This is a genomic window from Methylobacterium dankookense (assembly GCF_902141855.1).
Taxonomy (GTDB): Bacteria; Pseudomonadota; Alphaproteobacteria; order Rhizobiales; family Beijerinckiaceae; genus Methylobacterium; species Methylobacterium dankookense.
This window is the reverse complement of the sequence record NZ_CABFVH010000018.1, coordinates 79,974-99,792: the sequence shown is the minus strand read 5'-3', so window position 1 is coordinate 99,792 and position 19,819 is coordinate 79,974. Positions and strand designations below refer to the sequence as shown.

The following is a 19,819-nucleotide window of genomic DNA, read 5'->3' as shown; positions in this document are numbered from 1 at the left end:
ATCCGAATCGCCCTTGATTAGGATCAAATACCAGAACAAAACGGGAATTTCCAGCCTTATTTCCTAGTGCGCCGGCAACGAAAAACGCCGCCCCGCGAGCGGGACGGCGTCGGTAGAGCGAGAAGGCCGACCCGGCGCCTCGGCGCGGGCCGCGAGCAGGATCAGGCGGCCTGCTTCGCCTTCTGGAGGAGCTTGCGGTTGATCAGCACCTCGGCGATCTGGACGGCGTTGAGGGCCGCGCCCTTGCGGAGGTTGTCCGAGACGCACCAGAAGGCGAGGCCGTTCTCCACGGTCGCGTCCTCGCGGATGCGGGAGATGTAGGTCGCGTCCTCGCCGGCCGCCTCGTGCGGGGTGATGTAGCCGCCGTTCTCGCGCTTATCGACCACGAGCACGCCCGGGGCCGCGCGCAGGATCTCGGTGGCCTGCTCGGGCGTGATCGGGCGCTCGAACTCGACATTCACCGACTCGGCATGCCCGATGAAGACCGGCACGCGCACGGCGGTGGCCGTGAGCTTGATCTTCGGGTCGAGCATCTTCTTGGTCTCGGCGACCATCTTCCACTCTTCCTTCGTGTAGCCATCCTCCATGAACACATCGATGTGCGGGATGACGTTGAAGGCGATGCGCTTGGTGAACTTGGTGTTCGTCACCTCGCCGGCCGTGAACACGGCGCGGGTCTGGTTGAACAGCTCGTCCATGGCGTCCTTGCCGGCGCCGGAGACCGACTGGTAGGTCGAGACCACCACGCGCTTGATGCCGGCCGCCTCGTGGAGCGGCTTCAGCGCCACGACGAGCTGGGCCGTCGAGCAGTTCGGGTTGGCGATGATGTTGCGCTTGGTGAAGCCCGCGACCGCGTCGGCGTTCACCTCGGGCACGATCAGCGGCACGTCCGCGTCGTAGCGGAAGGCCGACGAGTTATCGATGACCACGCAGCCCTGCTGGCCGATGCGGGGGCTCCACTCCTTGGAGGCCTCGCCGCCGGCCGACATCAGGCAGATGTCGGTATCGGAGAAGTCGTAGGTATCGAGGGCTTTGACCTTCAGAATCTTGTCGCCGAAGGAGACCTCCTGGCCCTGGCTGCGGCGCGAGGCGATCGCGACGACCTCATCGGCGGGGAATGCCCGCTCGGCCAGAATGTCCAGCATCTCGCGGCCCACGTTGCCCGTGGCGCCGACGACGGCAACCTTGTAGCCCATCTTACCTCTCCGCTATCCGACGATCCGTCCGCGGCGATCCTTCGGTCCCGGCGGCCTCGCGCATCGCGGGCCGGCACGGATCGTTGCCCGAATCCGGGCATGGCCGGGCGGGCCCGACCTGACGAGGCAGGTGGGGCCGGCGGCCGGCCAGAGCAAGACGCCCGGTTCCCACCCCTGTCAAGGGCGTGCGCGAACAGGACGGGCGGTTCTCTCATCCGGCAACGGAGGATTCACCAGGGCGGGAGAAAGCGCCGCACCATCGCGCCGCCGGAAACCGATCGCTTGGGCGCGCCGCGGCATGCTCGCCACCGGCGGGGCCGTCCCGCCGGAGGTGACGCAAGGCCGCGATGCAGAGCGAGCGCAGGTTCGAGCCCCCGATCGGGGAGGGCGGGACGGAGGGCCTGGCGGATCGACGCCGGCTGCCGCTGGTGTCGCTCACCCTCAGGCTCGCCGCCGCCTCCGCCGCGATCGCCGCGCTCAGCCTTCTCGCACATGGCAGCCTGCGCCGGGCGTCCGCACCCCAGCCGGAACCGCCGGCCGAGGTCGCCGCCACGCCCTTCGTGCCCTCCACCCCGGCCGCGCCGGCCAAGCCCGCCCTGGCGCCGCTGCCCGGGCGGCTGGCGCTCGCCGATCCCGACGGGCTCGACCCGGTACGGATCGAGCCGGCGCGGATCAACCCGGCGACGGGCCTGCGCGAGGAGGTGGTGGCGCGGGGCGCCTTCGACGCGATCGAATCCCCCGCCCTGCGGCTGACCCTGACCCGCGATGCCGGCACCGCGGCGCCGCCGAGCCTGTTCGTGACCCTCGCCCGGCGTGCCGCGGACGGGCCGGCGCTGGCGGTGATCCGCACCGGCGCGCGCGGCCGGGTCGCCACCAAGTTCGGCACGGTCGAGACCCTGGAGGCGACGCTCGCGGGCGCCGCGCGGCGGATCTGCACCGGCTTCGTCACCCTGGAGGCCGCGCCGGCGCGCATCGACGGCTGGCTCTGCGCGCCGCTCGGCCAGCCGCCGGAGCCGCGGGCGCTCGCCTGCGCCCTCGACGGCCTGACCCTCGACGGCGCCGAGGAGCCGGCAGCCGGCGTGTTCCGCGCGGCGGAGGGGCGGCGCGATCCGGCCTGCGGCAATGCCAGGCCGAGCGCGGCGGCGGAGGCGGCCGGACGCACCGGCTCGATCCGCGGTCGCCGTCAGGTGTCGGGCTCGCGCGGCTGACGCGCGCAGGCAACAAAAATTGAGGCGATTCCTGGGCGAAACCGTGTTAGCTCGGCCGTGCGAGCGGAACAAACGGCAACGCTCAGGCGTCTACTCCACAAGAATGCGGCGCGGATTGTTAACACATCGGCGCCACGATCAGCCCCGCTTCAACCAAGGTGCGACATGCGCTCGATCCAGATCGCCCTCCTGGGCGCCCTCGCCGTGACCGGCCTCGGCCTTGCCGCCCCGGCTCCCGCGGCGGCCCAGGACGGCTACGCCCCCGGCGTCGGCTACTACCGGGTCAGCCGCCCCCTGCCGATCCGCATCCGCCCGCGCAGCTGGCTCGACGCCGGCAACGTGGTCGAGCCCGGCAACGGCTCGGTGTCGAACCCGGCGACCAACCCGGTCCTGATCGCGCAGTCCAACGCGCTGAACCCGGTCTATGGCCGCAACGACCGCTTCGGCTACGGCATCCTGCCCGACCCGATCACCAACGGCCCCTTCGTCGGCGCCCGCTCGACCGCGATCCGCAACGTCGACCTCTCGGCCATCGACGCGATCGACCCGACCTCCTACGTGTCGCGCTACGGCAACCCGTACTGATCGCGACACCCACCCCGGACACGAAAAGGGGCGCGCGGCGAGGGCCGCGCGCCCCTTTCTCGTTTGGGATCCGGGTGTCGAGAAGGCTCAGCCCTCTCGCGGGTCCAGGGCGGAGCCCTGGTCATCGAAGATCAGGGCTCCGCCCCGATACCCCGCCCAAGGGACTAGGCCCTTGGGATCCCAGGTTCAGGCCACGCGGGCGCGGAGTGCTGCGGCGATCGCCTCGGCCATGGCCTTGGTGCCGACCGCCGTGGCGCCGTCCGTCGCGATGTCGGCGGTGCGGGTGCCGGCGGCGAGCGTGTCGGTGATGGCGCGCTCGACCAGATCCGCCGCCTCGCCGAGGCCGAAGGAGTAGCGCAGACACATGGCGAGCGAGCCGATCATCGCGATCGGGTTCGCCTTGTCGGCGCCCGCGATGTCGGGGGCCGAGCCGTGCACCGGCTCGTAGAGCGCCTTGCGCAGGCCGCCGGCCTCCGCCGCGCCGAGCGAGGCCGAGGGCAGCATGCCGAGGGAGCCGGTGAGCATGGCGGCCACGTCGGAGAGCACGTCGCCGAACAGGTTGTCGGTCACCAGCACATCGAACTGCTTCGGGCGCCGCACGAGCTGCATGGCGCAGTTGTCGGCGAGCACGTGCTCCAGCTCCACGTCGGTGTAGTGCTGCGCGTGGACCTGCGTGACGACCTCCTTCCAGAGGACGCCGGACTTCATCACGTTGTTCTTCTCGGCCGAGGCGACGCGGCCGGAGCGCTTGCGCGCGAGGTCGAAGGCGACGTGGGCGATCCGCTCGATCTCGCCCGTGGTGTAGACCTGGGTGTCGACGGCCCGCTTCGAGCCGTCCGGCAGCACGGTGATCTCCTTCGGCTCGCCGAAATAGACGCCGCCGGTGAGCTCGCGCACGATCATGATGTCGAGGCCCTCGACCAGCTCGCGCTTCAGCGCCGAGGCGTCGGCCAGGGCCGGGTAGCAGATCGCCGGGCGCAGGTTCGCGAACAGGCCGAGATCCTTGCGCAGGCGCAGCAGGCCGGCCTCGGGGCGGATGTCGTAGGCGACGCCGTTCCATTTCGGCCCGCCGACCGCGCCGAGCAGGATGGCGTCGGCGGATTTGGCGCGGGCGAGGGTCTCGTCCGCGAGCGGCTTGCCGTGCACGTCGATGGCCGAGCCGCCGACGAGGTCGGTCTCGGTCTCGAAGCTGGCGATGCCGGTCTCCTTGAGGGCGGCGAGCACCGTCTCGACGCCGGCCATCACTTCGGGGCCGATCCCGTCGCCGGGCAGGAGCAGGAGGTTGTAGCTGGCCATGGGCGCTCGTCTCGTCACGCAGGGAATACGTGCCCGGGGCTGTATCGACGGGGCTGGCCGCTTGGCAAGCGGGGAGGGGAATCCTGCTGACTCTCCCTCCCCCCTCTGCGGGGGAGGGTGGCGCCCGAAGGGCGTCGGGAGAGGGGAGCCCGGCTTCAGGGTCCCGGCACGGCATCGATGCCGCGCACCATCCTGCGCCGTCGCACCCTTCTCCCGCGCTGCATCCGCAAGGCACCCTCTCCTGCAGAGGGGGGAGGGCGATCCCGCGCGGGTCGGACAGGACTACGAAGTGCGCGCGCCCCGCCGAAGCGGGGCGCGGGATGGATCAGGCAGCCGGCTTCAACGCGCCGGTGCGGAGGTGGAAGTCCGGCCCGTTGATCGTGCGGGCGACGTGGCCGGCGCGGATCAGGTAGTCGCCGAAATGCTCGCCCGGATTCCGGCCCTTCGCGTAGTCGGCGAAGAGCGGGTCGAGGGTGGAGCGGATCTCGCCCGCCGTCACGTCCTCGCGGTAGAGCTTGCTTAGGCGCGAGCCGTCGAAGGCGGCGCCGAGATAGAGGTGGTAGCGCTCGGGGCCGCGGCCGACGAGGCCGATCTCGGAGATGAAGGGCCGGGCGCAGCCGTTCGGGCAGCCGGTCGAGCGGATGGTGATGTCCTCGTCTTGGAGGCCGTGGCTCGCGAGGCTCTCCTCCAGCTCGGCGACGAGGTCGGGCAGGTAGCGCTCGCTCTCGGCGAGCGCCAGGCCGCAGGTCGGCAGGGCGACGCAGGCCAGGGAGTTGCGGCGCAGCGCGCCGGCATCCTTGGTCAGGCCGTATTCGTCGACCAGCGCGTCGATCTCGGCCTTCCGTGCGGCCGGGACGTTGGCGATGATCACGTTCTGGTTGCCGGTCAGGCGGAAATCGCCCTCATGCACCTCGGCGATGCGGCGCAGCCCCGAGAGGAACTGGGGCCCGGCCTCGATGTCCTTGATGCGGCCGGAGGGCACGTAGAGCGTGAGGTGATGGCGCCCGTCCTCGCCCTCGACCCAGCCGTAGCGGTCGCCGTTGCCGGTGAAGGTGAAGGGCTTCGGATCGGCAAGCTTCTTGCCGACGCGCTTCTCCACCTCGGCGCGGAAGGCGGCGAGGCCGTAGCGCTCGATCGTGTATTTCAGGCGCGCGTTCTTGCGGTTCTTGCGGTTGCCCCAGTCGCGCTGCACGGTCATCACCGCCTCGGCGGCCTTGAGCGCGTCCTCGGGCTTCACGAAGCACATCACGTCGGCGGTACGCGGGTAGGTGTCGGTCTCGCCATGGGTCATGCCCATGCCGCCGCCGACGGTGACGTTCCAGCCGGTGAGCGTGTTCTTCTTGTCGAGGATCGCGATGAAGCCGAGGTCGTGGGCGAAAATGTCGACCTCGTTGGAGGGCGGCACCGCGACCACGGTCTTGAACTTCCGCGGCAGGTAGGTCTTGCCGTAGATCGGCTCGACCTCGCTCGCATCCTCGCCGCCGACCACGCGCTCGCCGTCGAGCCAGATCTCGCGCCAGGCATTGGTCTTCGGCAGGAGCGAGTCGGAGATGTCCTTGGCGAGCTGGTAGGCCGCCTTGTGGGCTCCGGTCTGGGCCGGGTTCGTGGCGGCCATGACGTTGCGGTTGACGTCGCCGCAGGCCGCGATCGTGTCGAGCAGCGCCGCATCGATCGCCGCCATGGTGCGCTTCAGGTTCGACTTGATGACGCCGTGATACTGGAAGGTCTGGCGCGTGGTCGCGCGCAGCGTCCCGTTGGCGTAGGTCGTCGCGATGTCGTCGAGGATCAGCCACTGCTTCGGCGTGACGACGCCGCCGGCGATGCGCAGGCGGATCATGAAGCTGTAGGCCTTGTCGAGCTTCTTCTTGGTGCGCTCGGCCCGGATGTCGCGGTCGTCCTGCAGGTACATCCCGTGGAACTTCACGAGCTGCCCGTCATCCTCCGAGATCGCGCCGGTGGCGTGCTGGAGGAGGCCGTCGGCGAGGGTGCCGCGGAGATAGCCGCTCGCGATCTTGATGTGCTCGTTGGCGGCGAGCTTGGCCGCGCGCGCGGCCTCGGCCTCGGTGATCGGCCGCTCGGTCGGCGGCGTCTCGTAGACGCGCTCGGGCGAGGCGGCGGTGTCGGCGTCGTCGCGGGGGCTGTGGTCGTCCATGGGATGTATCCGAATAGCTGAACGCGTCTCCCTCCCCCCGCTGCGGGGGAGGGTGCCGAGCGGAGCGAGGCGGGAGAGGGGAGCGACGCCGCAGGAGAGGTTGCGCCTCTCACCGATGCTCCCCCCTCCGGAGGCCGGGCTCCCCTCTCCCGACCCTCGCCGAGGCGAGGGCCACCCTCCCCCGCAGAGGGGGAGGGCAGGTGTCTTCCGGAGACTAGAGCCGTTCCCGATCGCGCTGCAAACGAGAACAACTCTAAATCTTTGTCTTGACGCTCCCCTTCACCGAACCGGCCTCCGCTTCGGCTCTGGAGCGCCCTCGTCCCTAGTAAACGTCCTGCTGGTAGCGGTGGCTCCGCTCGAGGCCGGCGACCTGCGCCTCGGCATCGGCCGCGCTCAGGCCCTTCACCGCCTCGTAGGCCTTCACCACGGCGGCGCGCACGTCGCGGGCCATGTTCTTGGCGTCGCCGCAGACGTAGAGATGGGCGCCGCCATCGAGCCAGGCGACGAGGTCCTTGGCGTTCTCGGCGATCCGGTCCTGCACGTAGATCTTCTCGCGCTGGTCGCGCGAGAAGGCGACGTCGATCTTGGTCAGCGAGCGGTCGGCCAGCGCCTCCTGCCATTCGAGCTGGTACAGGAAGTCGTGGGTGAACTGGCGGTCGCCGAAGAACAGCCACGAGCGGCCGGGGGCCTCGACGGCGCGGCGCTCCTGCACGAAGGCGCGGAAGGGCGCCACGCCCGTGCCGGGGCCGACCATGATGATGTCGGTGGCCGGGTCCGCCGGCAGGCGGAAATGGCGGTTGGGCTTCACCCGCACGCGGAGCTTGGCGCCGTTGCGGATGCGGTCGGCCACGTGGACCGAGGCGACGCCGGCGCGGGCCCGGCCATGCGTCTCGTAGCGCACCGCCGCGATGGTCAGGTGGACCTCGTCGCCCACCTCCTTGCGCGAGGAGGCGATCGAGTAGGCCCGCGGCGGCAGCGGCCGGGTGATGGTGTTGAGGTGCTCGGCCGAGAGCTTGGCCGGGTAGGTCTCGATCAGGTCGATGAGGTGGCGGCCCTCGATCCAGGCGCGGACCTCGCCGCTCTCGATCAGCCGCTGCGCCTCGGCATGCCCCGTGGCCTTCACGAAGCGCTCGACGGTGGCGGCCGAGAGGGTGGTGATGTCGCGCTCGGCGAGCAGCGCCTTGCGCAGGGCCTCGTCGCCCGCGAGGCCGGCGGCCTTGAGGATCTCCTCGACGAGCTGCGGGTCGTTCTCGGGATAGATCTCCAGCGAATCACCCGGCTCGTAGGCGGGCGCGCTCTCCTCGAAGGCGAGCGCCAGGTGGATCGTCTCCTTGTCCGATCGCGAGGAATTGAGATTCACGTGGTCGACGACCTCGACCACGACCGGCTCGCGGCTCGGCTCGGCCTCGTCGTCCTCGGCCGCCCCGGCGCGGGCGAAATCCACCGCCACCACGTTGTCGGCGGCGGCCGGCGCCAGCGCCTTCAGCGCGCCCTTGATCCAGTCGGCGGCGGGCTTCTCGAAGTCGAGGTCGAGGTCGGCGCGCTCGGCCGCGCGCTTGCCCCCCAGCGCCTCGAAGCGGGCGTCGAGCGCCTTCCCGATGGCGCAGAACTCCGCGTAGCTCGTGTCGCCGAGAGCCAGCACCGCGAACTGGACGCCGTCGAGGCGGGGGGCCGAATCACCCATCAGCTCGCCATAGGCGCGCACCGCGCGGGCCGGCGGCTCGCCCTCGCCCCAGGTGGCGGCGATGGCCACGATCTTGCCGGCCTTGGGCAGGGTCGCGAGGTCGAGGTCGGCGAAGTCCACCACCTTCGGCTTGAAGCCCTGCTTGCGCGCGAGCTTGCCCACGTCGCCGGCGAGCTTCTCCGAGTTCCCCGATTCGCTGGCGTAGAGGATCGTCAGCGGCTCGGCGGCCTTCGGCGGGGCGGCCGGGACGGCGGCGGGCTGGCCGCCCGCGGCGTCGAGTCCCGCCAGGAACCCCGCGAGCCAGGCGCGCTGGATGGGCGTCGCCGTGCCGAGCACGGCGTCGAGACTGGCGCGCTCGCTGTCGGCGAAGGGCGCGGTTCGGGGGAGGAGGGCAGGGCGTGACATCAGTTGGACCATGTCGTCGTCGGCGAGGCTTCTGTCAACGGGGGACGTTCTTTTTATAGAACTAGATACCGAGAGAAGAAGCCGTCTGTTGTTGCGATGCGAAAGAGAATTTCATTCTCCCACCACCGCCAGCGACGGGGCCGTGCCCGGCAGATGGCGGCTGTTGGTGGGCGGAGCGGGAAGCGGCAGGGCGGTGGTGGACTTCACCTTCTCCATGGCGAAGCGCGAGGTCACGTTCTTGAGCGGCAGCGTGGCGATCAGCTTCTTGTAGAAGGTGTCGTAGGCCTGCATGTCGGCCACCACCACGCGCAGCATGTAGTCGACGTCGCCGGCCATCCGGTAGAATTCCAAGACCTCCGGCATCGAGGCCACGGTCTCGGCGAAGCGCTCCAGCCACTCCCTGGAGTGGTCGGCGGTCTCGATGGAGACGAACACCGTCAGCCCGAGGCCGAGCTTGACCGGATCGAGCACGGCCACGCGCCGGTCGATCACCCCATCCGCCTCAAGGCGCTGGATGCGCTTCCAGCACGGCGTCTGCGACAGGCCCACGCGCTCGCCGATCGTGGCAATGGAGAGCGTCGCGTCCGTCTGGAGCAGTGCCAGGATCTTCAGGTCGATCGAATCCACGGAGCCTCCTGCGAGAGAGGGGCGGGCCGGCTTGCGAGAAGGATCTTTCCCTCAGGCGCAACCCGGTCGCCCGGACTCCGTTGCGCCTTCCGTTCTCGCCGCGGGGCTGGATGCACCGCGTGCAAGGCGACCCCGCCTTGACTTCGTTCGTTATAGCGAACATTTCTGAAGACACCAAACGCAGTTTTCCACCCGATACGCCATGAACGCCTTGGACTCACAGGCCGCGGACTCTCTCGCCGCCGCCATGAAGGAGCGCGACCTCGCCGGCCGGATCCGGCTGATCGAGGCCGAGCTGCCCGGCCGCCTGGTCTTCACGACGAGCCTCGGCATCGAGGATCAGGTGCTGACCCACGCCCTAGCGCTGGCCAAGGGCCGCACCGAGATCGTCACCCTCGACACGGGCCGGCTCTTTCCCGAGACCTACGACGTCTGGGCCGAGACCGAATCCGCCTACGGCATCCGCATCCGGGCCTATGCGCCGGAGCGCGAGGCCGAGGAGCGCTTCGTCGCCGAGGAGGGCATCAACGGCTTCCGCCACTCGGTGGCCGCGCGGCAGGCCTGCTGCGGCTTCCGCAAGGTCGAGCCGCTGGGCCGGGCGCTCGAGGGCGCGCGCGGCTGGCTCACGGGCCTGCGCGCCGGCCAGTCGGCCAACCGCGCCGCCACCCCGCTCGCCAGCTTCGACGCCGAGCGGAACCTGATCAAGCTCAACCCGCTGGCCGACTGGTCGCGCGAGGACGTGGACCGCTTCGTGCGGGACAATTACGTGCCCTACAACGCGCTCCACGACCGCGGCTTCCCCTCGATCGGCTGCGCCCCCTGCACCCGGGCCGTGCGCGTCGGCGAGCCCGAGCGCGCCGGCCGCTGGTGGTGGGAGCAGGAAGAAAAGAAGGAATGCGGCCTGCATATTGGGCGCCCCGAGGCCTCCGTGCAGCCCGGCCGCGAGGCCGCCGCATTCGAACCCGACACCTCACGGAATTTGGAGATGGCCCGATGAGCGCCGCTTCCTCGGCGAGAGCCGCGCTGACCCAGGAACTGAGCCAAGCCCAGCGCCACGCGCGTCTGACGCATCTGCAGCGCCTCGAGGCGGAGAGCATCCACATCTTCCGGGAGACGGTCGCCGAGACCGAGCACCCGGTGATGCTCTACTCGATCGGCAAGGATTCCTCGGTCCTGCTGCACCTCGCGCTCAAGGCCTTCGCGCCGGGCCGGCTGCCCTTCCCGCTGCTCCACGTCGACACGACCTGGAAGTTCCGCGAGATGATCGCCTTCCGCGACCAGCGGGCGAAGGAGCTCGGCCTGGACCTTCTGGTGCACACCAACCCGGACGGGCTCGCCAAGGGCGTCGGCCCGATCAGCCACGGCTCCGAGGTGCATACCGACGTGATGAAGACGCAGGCCCTGCGTCAGGCGCTGGACAAGCACAAGTTCGACGCGGCCTTCGGCGGCGCGCGCCGCGACGAGGAGGCGAGCCGCGCCAAGGAGCGCATCGTCAGCCTGCGCACCGCGCAGCACCGCTGGGACCCGAAGCGCCAGCGCGCCGAGCCCTGGCATCTGTACAACATGAAGAAGAAGCGCGGTGAATCCCTGCGGATCTTCCCGCTCTCCAATTGGACCGAGCTCGATATCTGGCTCTACATCGAGCAGGAAAACATCCCGATCGTGCCCCTCTACTTCGCCAAGGAGCGTCCCGTCGTCGAGCGCGACGGCCAGCTCCTCATGGTGGACGACGAGCGCCTGCCGCTGGAGCCGGGTGAGGCCCCGCAGATGCGCCGGGTCCGCTTCCGCACGCTCGGCTGCTACCCGCTCACCGGCGCCTTCGAGAGCCCGGCCACGACCCTGCCCGAGATCATCGGCGAGACGCTGGCCGCGCGGACCTCGGAGCGGCAGGGACGCGTGATCGACAAGGACGGGGCTGGCGCGATGGAGCGCAAGAAGCAGGAGGGGTACTTCTGATGACGATCCACCAGTCGCCGGAAACCTTCGGATACGAGGCCTTCCTCGCCGCCCATCAGCGCAAGGAAGTGCTGCGCTTCATCGCCTGCGGCTCGGTGGACGACGGCAAGTCCACCCTGATCGGGCGCCTGCTGCACGACACCAAGCAGATCTTCGACGACCAGATCTCGGCGCTGCAGCGGGATTCGCGCAAGCACGGCACGCAAGGCGAGGAGGTCGACCTCGCGCTCCTCGTGGACGGCCTCCAGGCCGAGCGCGAGCAGGGCATCACCATCGACGTGGCCTACCGCTTCTTCTCCACCGAGAAGCGCTCCTTCATCGTGGCCGACACGCCCGGCCACGAGCAGTACACCCGCAACATGGCGACCGGCGCCTCGACGGCCGACCTCGCCGTGATCCTGGTCGATGCCCGCCAGGGCCTCACCCGGCAGACGCGGCGGCACGCGCTCCTCGTCTCGATGCTCGGCATCAAGCGGGTGGCGCTCGCGGTGAACAAGATGGACCTCGTCGGCTGGTCGCAGACCAAGTTCGAGGAGATCCTGGCCGGCTTCAACGCCTTCACGCGGAATCTCGGCTTCTCCGAGATCCGGGCGATCCCGCTCTCGGCCAAGAACGGCGACAACGTCGTCCTGCCGGGCACCGCCGCCACCTGGTACGACGGCGGCACCCTGCTCGCCTATCTCGAGGAGGTGCCGATCCGCGAGGAGGCGCTCGCCGCCCCCTTCCGCATGGCGGTGCAGTGGGTCAACCGGCCGAATTCCGAGTTCCGCGGCTATTCGGGCCGGATCGCGTCGGGCCGGGTGCGCCCGGGCGACAGCGTCACCATCGCGCCGAACGGCCGGACCTCGACGGTGGCCCGCATTTACACCGCCGACGGCGACCTCGCGGAGGCCGGCGAGGACCAGTCGGTCACGATCGTCCTCGCCGATCAGGTCGACGCCTCGCGCGGCAACGTGATCGCGGCCGCGGATCGCCCGGTCCAGGTCTCGAACACCCTGGAGGTCCGCCTGTTCTGGGCCTCCGAGAGCCCGCTCGCGCCCGGCGCCGCGCTGCTCGCCAAGATCGGCACGGTGACGACCAACGCCACCGTCACGGCGATCCGCACCCGCATCGACCCGGAGACCGGCCAGCCCGGCCCGGCCGAGCAGCTCACCGCCAACGACATCGCCGACGTGACGATCACCCTCGACCGTCCGGTGGCCTTCGACCCCTATGCCGAGAACCGCGAGACCGGCGGCCTCATCCTGATCGACCGCGAGACCACCGACACGGCGGCGCTCGGGCTCGTCCAGGCGCCGCGCCCGGCGGAGCCGAAGCACGCCGCTCCGGTGGTGGCCGAGGTCGTCGCCGCCAAGCCCGAGGCCCGCGGCCTCCTGGCGAAGCTGCGCGGCCTGCTCGGGGGCTGAAGACCAGACGGCGACGAGCCTGACATTCGGCTCCGTCGTTCTCCGCCCCCTTGCGAGGGTGGCCCAGGGTGAGGTGGGGCGGTGCCGTCTGCACCATCCCCACCTCCGGCTCCTCCCGCGAGGGGGAGGAGAGCGGGCCCGGCTTATGACGATAAGCTTGATATCCGAGCGCGAAACACGCACGCAGCTCCCCACGCGCTGTCCCGCAGCGCGACGGGTCCTGCAACCCGCCGCGCCGCGAGCGGGGATCCCGAACCGGATGACCGCCGGCGCGGGCCAAGGGCAGCGCGGCGGTTCCCGCGTCGCCGGCCTCCGCGGCGCCCCGCGTCTCCCTCTCCGGCCAGGCCTCCGGCGTCACACGACGCGTGGGGATGAGAACGCGTGCCTGTGGCATTTCGCCGAGCCGGGTCGATCGGCCCCCGCCCTGCGCTAGCTGCCGGCCCCGTATCCTCAACCCAGCGAGCGCCGTGTCGAAACCCATCAGCGACTATGCCATCATCGGCGACACCCACTCGACCGCGCTTATCGCCCGGGACGGCTCGGTGGACTGGCTGTGCTGGCCGCGGCACGATTCGCCGGCCCTGTTCCTGAAGCTTCTCGACGACGACAAGGGCGGCTTTTGCCGGATCGACCTCGACGGGCTGGAGCGGACGAGCCGGCGCTACGTCCCTGAGACCAACGTCCTGGAGACCACCTTCGAGACGCGGACCGGCCGGGCCGTGCTCCTCGACCTGATGCCGGTCGACCCGCCGAATCCCGAGCCCGAGGAAGGGCCGGACGGGGAGGGGGAGAGCCGGCTCCTGCGCCTCCTCACCTGCGAAGCGGGCACGCTCTCCGGCACCTTCACCGTGCGGCCGACCTTCGACTACGCCCGCTGCGCCTGCACCCCCGTGCAGGAGGCGCACTGGGTGCTGTTCGAGGCCGGCGAGCAGCGGATCCGGGTGAGCGGGGGCGAGCCGCGCGTGGCAGGCGAGGCGGCCGAGAGCCGCTTCTCCCTGCGCGCCGGCGAGAGCACCTACCTCGTCCTCACCCATGGCGAGGACGGCGACACGGCCGGCATCGACGATTTCGCCAGCGCCCACGCCCGGGTCGAGGCGACGATCGACTATTGGCGGCGCTGGAGCGGGCGCTGCTGCTATCGCGGCCCCTATCGCGAGGCGGTGCTGCGCTCCGCGCTCTGCCTGAAGCTGCTGACCTACTCGCCCACCGGCGCCATCATCGCCGCCGCGACCGCGGGCCTGCCCGAGGCGGTGCCGGGGGAGCGCAACTACGATTACCGCTTCACCTGGATGCGGGACGCGACCTTCACGGTCACCGCCTTCATGATGCTCGGCTACGTGCGCGAGGCCTCCGAGTTCCTGCGCTTCCTGCGCGAGGCGGATGGCAGCTTCGGCCGGGAGACGAAGCTGCTCTACGGCATCACCGGGCCGATGCCGCCCGAGGAGGCGCTCGATCATCTCGCCGGCTGGAACGGGATCGGGCCGGTCCTCGTCGGCAACGCCGCCGAGTTGCAGGACCAGCACGACATCTTCGGCGAGTTGATCCGCGCCATCGCCGTGTTCCTGGAGGCGGTGAATTACGACCCGCCCGAGAAGGTCAACGACCGCCTGCCCGAGGTGCTCGACAACCTCACCCGCCGGGCGCTCGCCGCCCGCGACCGGCCCGACCACGGCATCTGGGAGCTGCGCACGGAGCCCCGCCACCAGCTCCACAGCAAGGCGATGATCTGGGTGGCGCTCACCGACGCCGCCCGCATCGGCCGCCGCATCGACGGGGTGCCGCCGGAGACGATCGCCTATTGGGAGCGGGAGGCCGCGGCGCTCCGCGCCGAGTATCTGGAGACCTGCTGGAACCCGGATCGCCAGGCCTTCGTCGGCGCCTACGGCTCGACCGATCTCGACGCGGCGGTGCTGCGCGTGGTGCTGTTCGGCGCGATCGACGCGGACGACCCGCGCATGCTGGCGACCCTCGCCGCCATCGAGAAGGAATTGGGCGCGGGCGACCTGATCTACCGCTACCGCGCTGAGGACGGGTTGCGGGGCGAAGAGGCGACCTTCACCCCTTGCGCCTTCTGGCGCGTGGGCTGCCTTGCGCTGGCCGGCCGCACCCGCGAGGCCACGGCCGTGTTCGAGCGGCTGATCGGGCGGGGCAACGACCTCGGCCTGTTCGCGGAGGAGATCGACGCCGCCACCGGCGAGCAGCGCGGCAACGTCCCGCAGGGATTCTCGCATATGGCGCTGGTCAACGCGGCCCTGCGGCTCGAAGCCTGCATCGACCGCTTCGGCCTGCCGGAGGATGAGCCGCGCCACGCGGCGGAATAAAAGAATCCGGGTTTCCAAAGGCCTCAGGCCTTTGGCGGGTCCAGGGCGGAGCCCTGGAATGTCCATCAGGGCTTCGCCCCGAGACCCCACCAAAGGGATGATCCCTTTGGGATCCCCGGATTCAGACGCCGCTCGATCCGAAGCCGCCGGCGCCGCGGGCCGAGCCCGACGCGGCCTCGACCAGGCGGAGGCGCGGGCGGGCGATGCGCGTGAACACGATCTGCGCGATGCGGGCGCCCGGCTCGATCACGATCGGCGCGCCCGGGGCCGGGTTGCGGTTCCAGGCCGAGATCAGGAGCGGCCCCTCGTAATCGGCGTCGATCACGCCCGTCCCGTTGCCGAGGACGAGCCCCTCGCGGTGGCCGAGGCCCGAGCGCGGGAAGACGAGCCCGCACCAGGCGGGATCGCCGATCATCAGGCAGCACCCCGCCGGGATCAGGGCGGGGGGCCCCTGCGGATCGAGCGTCAGCGGCGCGTCGAGACAGGCATGCAGGTCGAGCCCGGCCGCGGCCTCCGAGCCCCAGCGCGGGAAGCCCCAGCCGGCGAGCCGCGGATCGAGGATCCGGACCGCGATCTCGGGCAGGTCCGGACCGCTCACGCCCGGAGCTGCGCGATGGACTCGGCGAGCACCAGGACGCGCCGCGCCTCCTCGGCATGCAGGCGCTCCACCATCCGGCCGCGGAAGGGGATGGCGCCGCGCCCGCGATTCTCGGGCTCGGAGAAGGCGGCGATCAGGGCCTCCGCCTCGGCGGTCTCGTCCGGTGTCGGGCCGAAGGCGGCGTTGGCGGCCGCGATCTGGCTCGGATGAATCAGCATCTTGCCGTCGAAGCCGCAATCGCGGCCCTGCGCGCACTCGGCCGCGAAGCCGTCGGCGTCTTCGAAGGCGTTGTAGATGCCGTCGATCACGTCGATCTCGTAGGCCCGGGCGGCGGCGACCGCGCTCATCAGCCAGGGCATCAGCGCCGCCCGGCCCGGCACCGGCCGCAGGCGGCCCGCCTTCAGGAGGTCGTTCGGGCCGACCACGAGGCAGGCGAGGCGCACGTCCACGTCACGGGCCGCGCTCGCGATGTCGGCGAGGTTGAGGATGGCGGCCGGGCTCTCGATCATCGCCCAGATCCGGGTCTGGGGCGAAGCCTTCAGCCGGCGCAGGCGCGAGCCCACAGCCACGAGCGTGTCGGCCCCGGTCACCTTCGGCACCAGCACCGCATCGGGTCCCGCAGGCGCGAGCGCGGCGAGGTCGTCCTCGCCGTGGTCGCCGTCGAGGGGGTTGATGCGCACCACCACCTCGCGGCGGCCGAAGGACTTGGCCGCGACAGCCGCGGCGACGGCCTCGCGGGCCTGCGGCTTCACCTCGGGCGCCACCGCGTCCTCGAGGTCGATCATCACCACGTCGCAGGGCAGGCCGCGCGCCTTCTCCAGGGCGCGGGGATTGGAGCCCGGCATGGAGAGCACGCTGCGGCGCGGGCGGATCTCGGTCATGGCACCCTCTCCCCAGATCCTCGGAACGACCGGCCGATACAGGGAGCGGTGAGCGGAGACAAGGCGGCAATGGCGGCGAGAGCAGCGGCCCGGCGGCCCCAAATTCTCCTTGCCCCGGAGCCAACCCGAATTCACGGGAGGCCGCCGCCAAATCCTGCTAACCCGATGGCCATGACCGAATCCGCGCTTCACGTCCGGCACATCGCCCGCGCCCTCGTCTTCGACCCGCAGGATCGCCTGCTGCTGATCCGCTACCAGTCGGTCCACGCCACGGGACCGGATGGAAACCCCAAGACCTTCTGGTTCATGCCCGGCGGCGGGCTGGAGCCCGGCGAGAGCCATGTGGAGGCCTGCCGCCGCGAGCTTCAGGAGGAGATCGGTCGTGAGGCCGAGATCGGGCCCCAGATCGCCGCCTGCGACGGCCCCTTCCACCTGTTCAAGCAGTCGCGCGACGCGCGCGAGCGCTACTTCTTGGTGCGCCTGCCCGACGACCGGGTCGATACCAGCCTGCTCGCAGAGACCGAGGACAACCCCGTGCTCGGCACGCATTGGTGGCCCGTCAACGAATTGTGCGCGACCGAGGAACACATCGAGCCGGCGGGACTTGGGGAGCTGGCGCGGGCCGTGATCGAGGACAGGGTTCCCACCGAGCCCGTGCGCCTGACCTGGCGCGACGCCTGATCTTTTAGGCGCGACGCCCGAACCATCCGCCGCCGAATGCCGGCCGCCAGCTGCAGGAGACCGCATGTTCCCCCAAGCCCTGACCGAGGGTTACCGCTCCTTCCTCTCGGACCGCTTCCCGCAGGAAAGCCGCCGCTTCAAGCAGCTCGCCACCAGCCAGGATCCTGACGTGCTGGTGATCGGCTGCTGCGACAGCCGCGTCGCGCCCGAGGCGATCTTCGATGCGGGGCCCGGCGAGCTCTTCGTGATCCGCAACGTCGCCAACATCGTGCCCGTCTACGAGACCGGCGGCGACTATCACGGCACCTCGGCGGCGATCGAGTTCGCGGTGCAGTCGCTCGAGGTGGAGCACATCGTGGTGCTCGGCCACGCCACCTGCGGCGGCATCAAGGCCTATGCCAACAAGGCCAAGCCGCTCTCGCCCGGCAACTTCATCGGCAAGTGGGTCTCCCTCGTCGCCCCGGCCGAGGCCAAGGCCGGCGATTCCTCGGCCACGGACTACCTCACCCGCCTGGAGCACGCGATGGTGAGCCAGAGCATCGAGAACCTGCTGACCTTCCCCTTCATCAAGGAGCGGGTCGAGGCGGGCAAGCTTCAGCTGCACGGCGCCCATTTCGGCGTGGCGAGCGGCCAGCTGCTGGTGCGCGACCCGCAGACCGGCGATTTCGGCCCCGCTGTCGACGGGCAGGGCAGCCCGATCCGCCCCTCCGCCACCATCACGTGCACCTGAGCCGGACGCGCGAAGGGCGGCGAACCTCTCGGCTCGCCGCCCCGATCGAGCGGAACCTCCCCCGGCCGGAGCCGGGGGACGCGGCCTCACATGCTGCGGCCGCCGGGCAGGCGCTGCGCCTGCTCGTAATGCATCTGGTAGACCGGCAGCGCCTGCTGCGCGTAGGTGCGGAGCGCCGGGTTCGGGCCGGTCTGGGCGTAGGCCTGGGTCATGCCGATCGCCATCTGGTGCGCCTTGAGCTGCTGGCTCACGTAGAGGCGATCGAACTGCGCGCCGGCCGGGGCCGCCGACAGCTCGGCCAGCATGGCCTGCTGCTCGGGGTTCGGCTGGACCAGGGTGCCCGCCGTGGTGTCCACGTCGCCGCGGCCGATCCGGCTGCCAGCGGCGGCGCCGCGCGCCGCGCCCGAGGTCGCGCCCTCGACGGCGCCGACCGGGCCGCCGTTCAGCGTGCCGCCGACGACGCCGCCCGCCGCGCCCGTGGCCGCCCCGACGGCCCCGCCCGCCACCGCGATCGGCGCGCCGATCAGGTCGCCCGGGCCGCCCATGGCCATCGGGCCGTCACCGCCGGCAAGCGCGGCATTGGCCGCGCGGTGGTCGCGGATCGCCTCGCGGGCGAAGGTGCGGATCTTGGGGTTGCGCGATTTCGACAGGGCGATCTGGCTCGCCTGGATCTCGAAGGCATTGGCCTGCAGGGCCTGCAGGCGGTAATCCATCATGCCCTGCGCCATGGCGGGCGTGGACATCGCAATCACAAGGGCGGACACGGCGGCGTATGTCTTGAGCATTCCGTACCTCGAATGAAGATGTGCAGCGTATCAGCCTGCTCGGCGCATGCGCCTGAGCGACTGGAACCGGCAGGAACGCCGGTCTCGCTTCACGCCGTAAACGAGGGTTACGGGCCTTGGTTCCTGGGAATTTGAACACGCCGTGGGTTTTGTCGGAGCCAATACTGTCACGCTTGAGACAGCCGCGCGGCAGGACGCATCGGTGAGGCTCGACCTCCTCCAAGTCCTGCGGGCCCTCGCCGCGCTGATGGTGGTCGCCCACCACCTGCGGCACGAGCTCGGCGCGCTGAGCCTCGGCAGCGGGGGAGCGGCCCTGATGCCCTGGTGGGCCGGCGTCGACGTGTTCTTCGTGATCTCCGGCTTCATCATGGTCCACGCCACCGGCCCGGATTACGACCGGCCCGGCGGCCGGGCCCGCTTCCTCGTCCACCGCATCGCCCGGGTGGTGCCGCTCTACTGGCTCGTCACCCTGCTCTTCCTCTTGGTGGCGCTCGCCGCGCCGCGGGCGCTCGGCGACGCCGCTGCGGCCGCCGACCCGGCCTATGTCGCGGCCTCCTTCCTGTTCTGGCCGGCGGCGCGGACCGATGGCAGCCTGCTGCCGCTCTACGGCCTCGGCTGGACGCTCAACTACGAGATGTTCTTCTACGCCGTCTTCGCACTCGGCCTCGGGCACGGCCGGGCCCGGACGGTGGCCTGGACCGCCGCCCTGTTCGCCGTACTGGTCGCGGCGGGCGCGGCCTTCCGCCCGCTGCCGGCGCCGCTCGCCTTCTGGTCGGACCCGATCGTCGCGGAGTTCCTGTTCGGCGCCGGTCTCGGGCTCGTCCATCATCACGGCCTCCGCCTCGCCGCGGCTCTGCGCCTCGCCCTGGCACTCGCGGGGCTCGCCGGCCTCGCGCTCGTCGCGTCAGGCGAGCCCGCCGGCTTCGGCCGCCCCATCCTGGCCGGCCTGCCGGCCGCGATGCTGGTGGCCGCCGCCGCCCTCGGCCGCAGCGAGGCGCCCGCCCGGCGCCCCCTGGTCCGCCTCCCGGTCCTGCTGGGCGATGCCTCCTACGCCCTCTACCTCGTCCACCCCTTCGCCCTGCGGGCCGTGCGCGAGGCCGTCCTGCGGCTCGGAGCGGCGCCGGCGCTCGGCGGCATCGGGGTCGGCGCCCTGATGCTCGCGGGCAGCGTCGCCGCCGCGATCCTCACCTACCGCCTCGTCGAGCGGCCCCTGACGCGCCGGCTGCGGCGCCGGCTCGACCGCGCCGATGCGGCGCCGCGCGCGAAAACCGTGTGAGCCGCCTGCCGCAGGCGATTTCCCGGCGGCGC

General features: G+C 71.0%; 17 protein-coding genes. 9 read left to right on the top strand and 8 right to left on the bottom strand.

The window, feature by feature from the left end; genetic code table 11:
- Nucleotides 1-161: 161 nt before the first annotated feature.
- Complete coding sequence (locus tag MTDSW087_RS15210) at nucleotides 162-1,196, bottom strand: aspartate-semialdehyde dehydrogenase (protein WP_144765302.1); 1,035 nt, start codon at nucleotides 1,194-1,196, stop codon at nucleotides 162-164.
- Nucleotides 1,197-1,543: 347 nt separating this feature from the next.
- Here MTDSW087_RS15210 and MTDSW087_RS15205 point away from each other — a divergent pair, with 347 nt between their 5' ends.
- Together MTDSW087_RS15205 and MTDSW087_RS15200 are read left to right on the top strand one after the other, a co-directional pair.
- Nucleotides 1,544-2,404 (top strand): hypothetical protein, encoded by an 861-nt coding sequence (locus tag MTDSW087_RS15205; protein ID WP_144765300.1) that lies wholly within the window; start codon nucleotides 1,544-1,546, stop codon nucleotides 2,402-2,404.
- A 165-nt stretch (nucleotides 2,405-2,569) separates the two neighbouring features.
- Nucleotides 2,570-2,989: a hypothetical protein gene (locus tag MTDSW087_RS15200; protein WP_144765298.1), complete on the top strand. Its 420-nt coding sequence runs from the start codon at nucleotides 2,570-2,572 to the stop codon at nucleotides 2,987-2,989.
- 186 nt (nucleotides 2,990-3,175) lie between these two features.
- Here the strand turns inward: MTDSW087_RS15200 and leuB are convergent, their stop codons facing one another.
- From leuB to MTDSW087_RS15180, 4 genes are all read right to left on the bottom strand, one after another.
- A complete protein-coding gene (gene leuB / locus MTDSW087_RS15195; protein WP_144765296.1) occupies nucleotides 3,176-4,285 on the bottom strand; it encodes a 3-isopropylmalate dehydrogenase in 1,110 nt (369 codons plus the stop codon).
- A 325-nt stretch (nucleotides 4,286-4,610) separates the two neighbouring features.
- Nucleotides 4,611-6,437, bottom strand: coding sequence for an NADPH-dependent assimilatory sulfite reductase hemoprotein subunit (locus MTDSW087_RS15190; protein ID WP_144765294.1), 1,827 nt, complete (start codon nucleotides 6,435-6,437; stop codon nucleotides 4,611-4,613).
- Between the two features lie 322 nt (nucleotides 6,438-6,759).
- Nucleotides 6,760-8,526: a diflavin oxidoreductase gene (locus tag MTDSW087_RS15185; protein WP_144765292.1), complete on the bottom strand. Its 1,767-nt coding sequence runs from the start codon at nucleotides 8,524-8,526 to the stop codon at nucleotides 6,760-6,762.
- A gap of 111 nt (nucleotides 8,527-8,637) precedes the next feature.
- Nucleotides 8,638-9,153 (bottom strand): Lrp/AsnC family transcriptional regulator, encoded by a 516-nt coding sequence (locus tag MTDSW087_RS15180; protein ID WP_144765290.1) that lies wholly within the window; start codon nucleotides 9,151-9,153, stop codon nucleotides 8,638-8,640.
- 202 nt (nucleotides 9,154-9,355) lie between these two features.
- Between MTDSW087_RS15180 and MTDSW087_RS15175 the strand changes: the two genes are divergently transcribed.
- The 4 genes from MTDSW087_RS15175 (at nucleotide 9,356) to MTDSW087_RS15160 (ending at nucleotide 14,836) form a co-directional block, all read left to right on the top strand.
- A complete protein-coding gene (locus tag MTDSW087_RS15175; RefSeq protein ID WP_144765288.1) occupies nucleotides 9,356-10,150 on the top strand; it encodes a phosphoadenylyl-sulfate reductase in 795 nt (264 codons plus the stop codon).
- A complete protein-coding gene (gene cysD / locus MTDSW087_RS15170) occupies nucleotides 10,147-11,109 on the top strand; it encodes a sulfate adenylyltransferase subunit CysD (protein ID WP_238179657.1) in 963 nt (320 codons plus the stop codon). The genes MTDSW087_RS15175 and cysD overlap by 4 nt, the downstream gene beginning before the upstream one ends.
- A complete protein-coding gene (gene cysN, locus MTDSW087_RS15165) occupies nucleotides 11,109-12,515 on the top strand; it encodes a sulfate adenylyltransferase subunit CysN (RefSeq protein ID WP_144765286.1) in 1,407 nt (468 codons plus the stop codon). Before cysD ends, cysN begins: the two co-directional genes overlap by 1 nt.
- A 467-nt stretch (nucleotides 12,516-12,982) precedes the next feature.
- Nucleotides 12,983-14,836, top strand: coding sequence for a glycoside hydrolase family 15 protein (locus MTDSW087_RS15160; protein ID WP_144765284.1), 1,854 nt, complete (start codon nucleotides 12,983-12,985; stop codon nucleotides 14,834-14,836).
- Between the two features lie 121 nt (nucleotides 14,837-14,957).
- Here the strand turns inward: MTDSW087_RS15160 and dut are convergent, their stop codons facing one another.
- Nucleotides 14,958-15,434 (bottom strand): dUTP diphosphatase, encoded by a 477-nt coding sequence (gene dut, locus MTDSW087_RS15155; RefSeq protein ID WP_186383854.1) that lies wholly within the window; start codon nucleotides 15,432-15,434, stop codon nucleotides 14,958-14,960.
- Nucleotides 15,431-16,315, bottom strand: coding sequence for an HpcH/HpaI aldolase/citrate lyase family protein (locus MTDSW087_RS15150; protein WP_144765282.1), 885 nt, complete (start codon nucleotides 16,313-16,315; stop codon nucleotides 15,431-15,433). Before MTDSW087_RS15150 ends, dut begins: the two co-directional genes overlap by 4 nt.
- A gap of 171 nt (nucleotides 16,316-16,486) precedes the next feature.
- On the opposite strand from MTDSW087_RS15150, the gene MTDSW087_RS15145 reads away from it, so the two are divergent.
- Complete coding sequence (locus MTDSW087_RS15145) at nucleotides 16,487-16,996, top strand: NUDIX hydrolase (RefSeq protein ID WP_144765280.1); 510 nt, start codon at nucleotides 16,487-16,489, stop codon at nucleotides 16,994-16,996.
- A 64-nt stretch (nucleotides 16,997-17,060) separates the two neighbouring features.
- Nucleotides 17,061-17,726 carry a carbonic anhydrase gene (locus tag MTDSW087_RS15140; protein ID WP_144765278.1) on the top strand — a complete coding sequence of 222 codons (666 nt, stop codon included), beginning with the start codon at nucleotides 17,061-17,063 and terminating at the stop codon, nucleotides 17,724-17,726.
- A gap of 86 nt (nucleotides 17,727-17,812) precedes the next feature.
- Here the strand turns inward: MTDSW087_RS15140 and MTDSW087_RS15135 are convergent, their stop codons facing one another.
- Entirely contained in the window at nucleotides 17,813-18,511 is a 699-nt protein-coding gene (locus tag MTDSW087_RS15135; RefSeq protein WP_144765276.1) for a DUF4142 domain-containing protein, read from the bottom strand.
- A gap of 202 nt (nucleotides 18,512-18,713) precedes the next feature.
- Here MTDSW087_RS15135 and MTDSW087_RS15130 point away from each other — a divergent pair, with 202 nt between their 5' ends.
- Nucleotides 18,714-19,787 (top strand): acyltransferase family protein, encoded by a 1,074-nt coding sequence (locus tag MTDSW087_RS15130; RefSeq protein WP_144765273.1) that lies wholly within the window; start codon nucleotides 18,714-18,716, stop codon nucleotides 19,785-19,787.
- Nucleotides 19,788-19,819: the final 32 nt, after the last annotated feature.

Bases quoted from the DNA above. Each gene is read 5' to 3' on its own strand.
- MTDSW087_RS15210 (WP_144765302.1), bottom strand. From the start codon at position 1,196: ATGGGCTACAAGGTTGCCGTCGTCGGCGCCACGGGCAACGTGGGCCGC.
- MTDSW087_RS15205 (WP_144765300.1), top strand. From the start codon at position 1,544: ATGCAGAGCGAGCGCAGGTTCGAGCCCCCGATCGGGGAGGGCGGGACG.
- MTDSW087_RS15200 (WP_144765298.1), top strand. From the start codon at position 2,570: ATGCGCTCGATCCAGATCGCCCTCCTGGGCGCCCTCGCCGTGACCGGC.
- leuB (WP_144765296.1), bottom strand. From the start codon at position 4,285: ATGGCCAGCTACAACCTCCTGCTCCTGCCCGGCGACGGGATCGGCCCC.
- MTDSW087_RS15190 (WP_144765294.1), bottom strand. From the start codon at position 6,437: ATGGACGACCACAGCCCCCGCGACGACGCCGACACCGCCGCCTCGCCC.
- MTDSW087_RS15185 (WP_144765292.1), bottom strand. From the start codon at position 8,526: ATGTCACGCCCTGCCCTCCTCCCCCGAACCGCGCCCTTCGCCGACAGC.
- MTDSW087_RS15175 (WP_144765288.1), top strand. From the start codon at position 9,356: ATGAACGCCTTGGACTCACAGGCCGCGGACTCTCTCGCCGCCGCCATG.
- cysD (WP_238179657.1), top strand. From the start codon at position 10,147: ATGAGCGCCGCTTCCTCGGCGAGAGCCGCGCTGACCCAGGAACTGAGC.
- cysN (WP_144765286.1), top strand. From the start codon at position 11,109: ATGACGATCCACCAGTCGCCGGAAACCTTCGGATACGAGGCCTTCCTC.
- MTDSW087_RS15150 (WP_144765282.1), bottom strand. From the start codon at position 16,315: ATGACCGAGATCCGCCCGCGCCGCAGCGTGCTCTCCATGCCGGGCTCC.
- MTDSW087_RS15145 (WP_144765280.1), top strand. From the start codon at position 16,487: ATGACCGAATCCGCGCTTCACGTCCGGCACATCGCCCGCGCCCTCGTC.
- MTDSW087_RS15140 (WP_144765278.1), top strand. From the start codon at position 17,061: ATGTTCCCCCAAGCCCTGACCGAGGGTTACCGCTCCTTCCTCTCGGAC.
- MTDSW087_RS15135 (WP_144765276.1), bottom strand. From the start codon at position 18,511: ATGCTCAAGACATACGCCGCCGTGTCCGCCCTTGTGATTGCGATGTCC.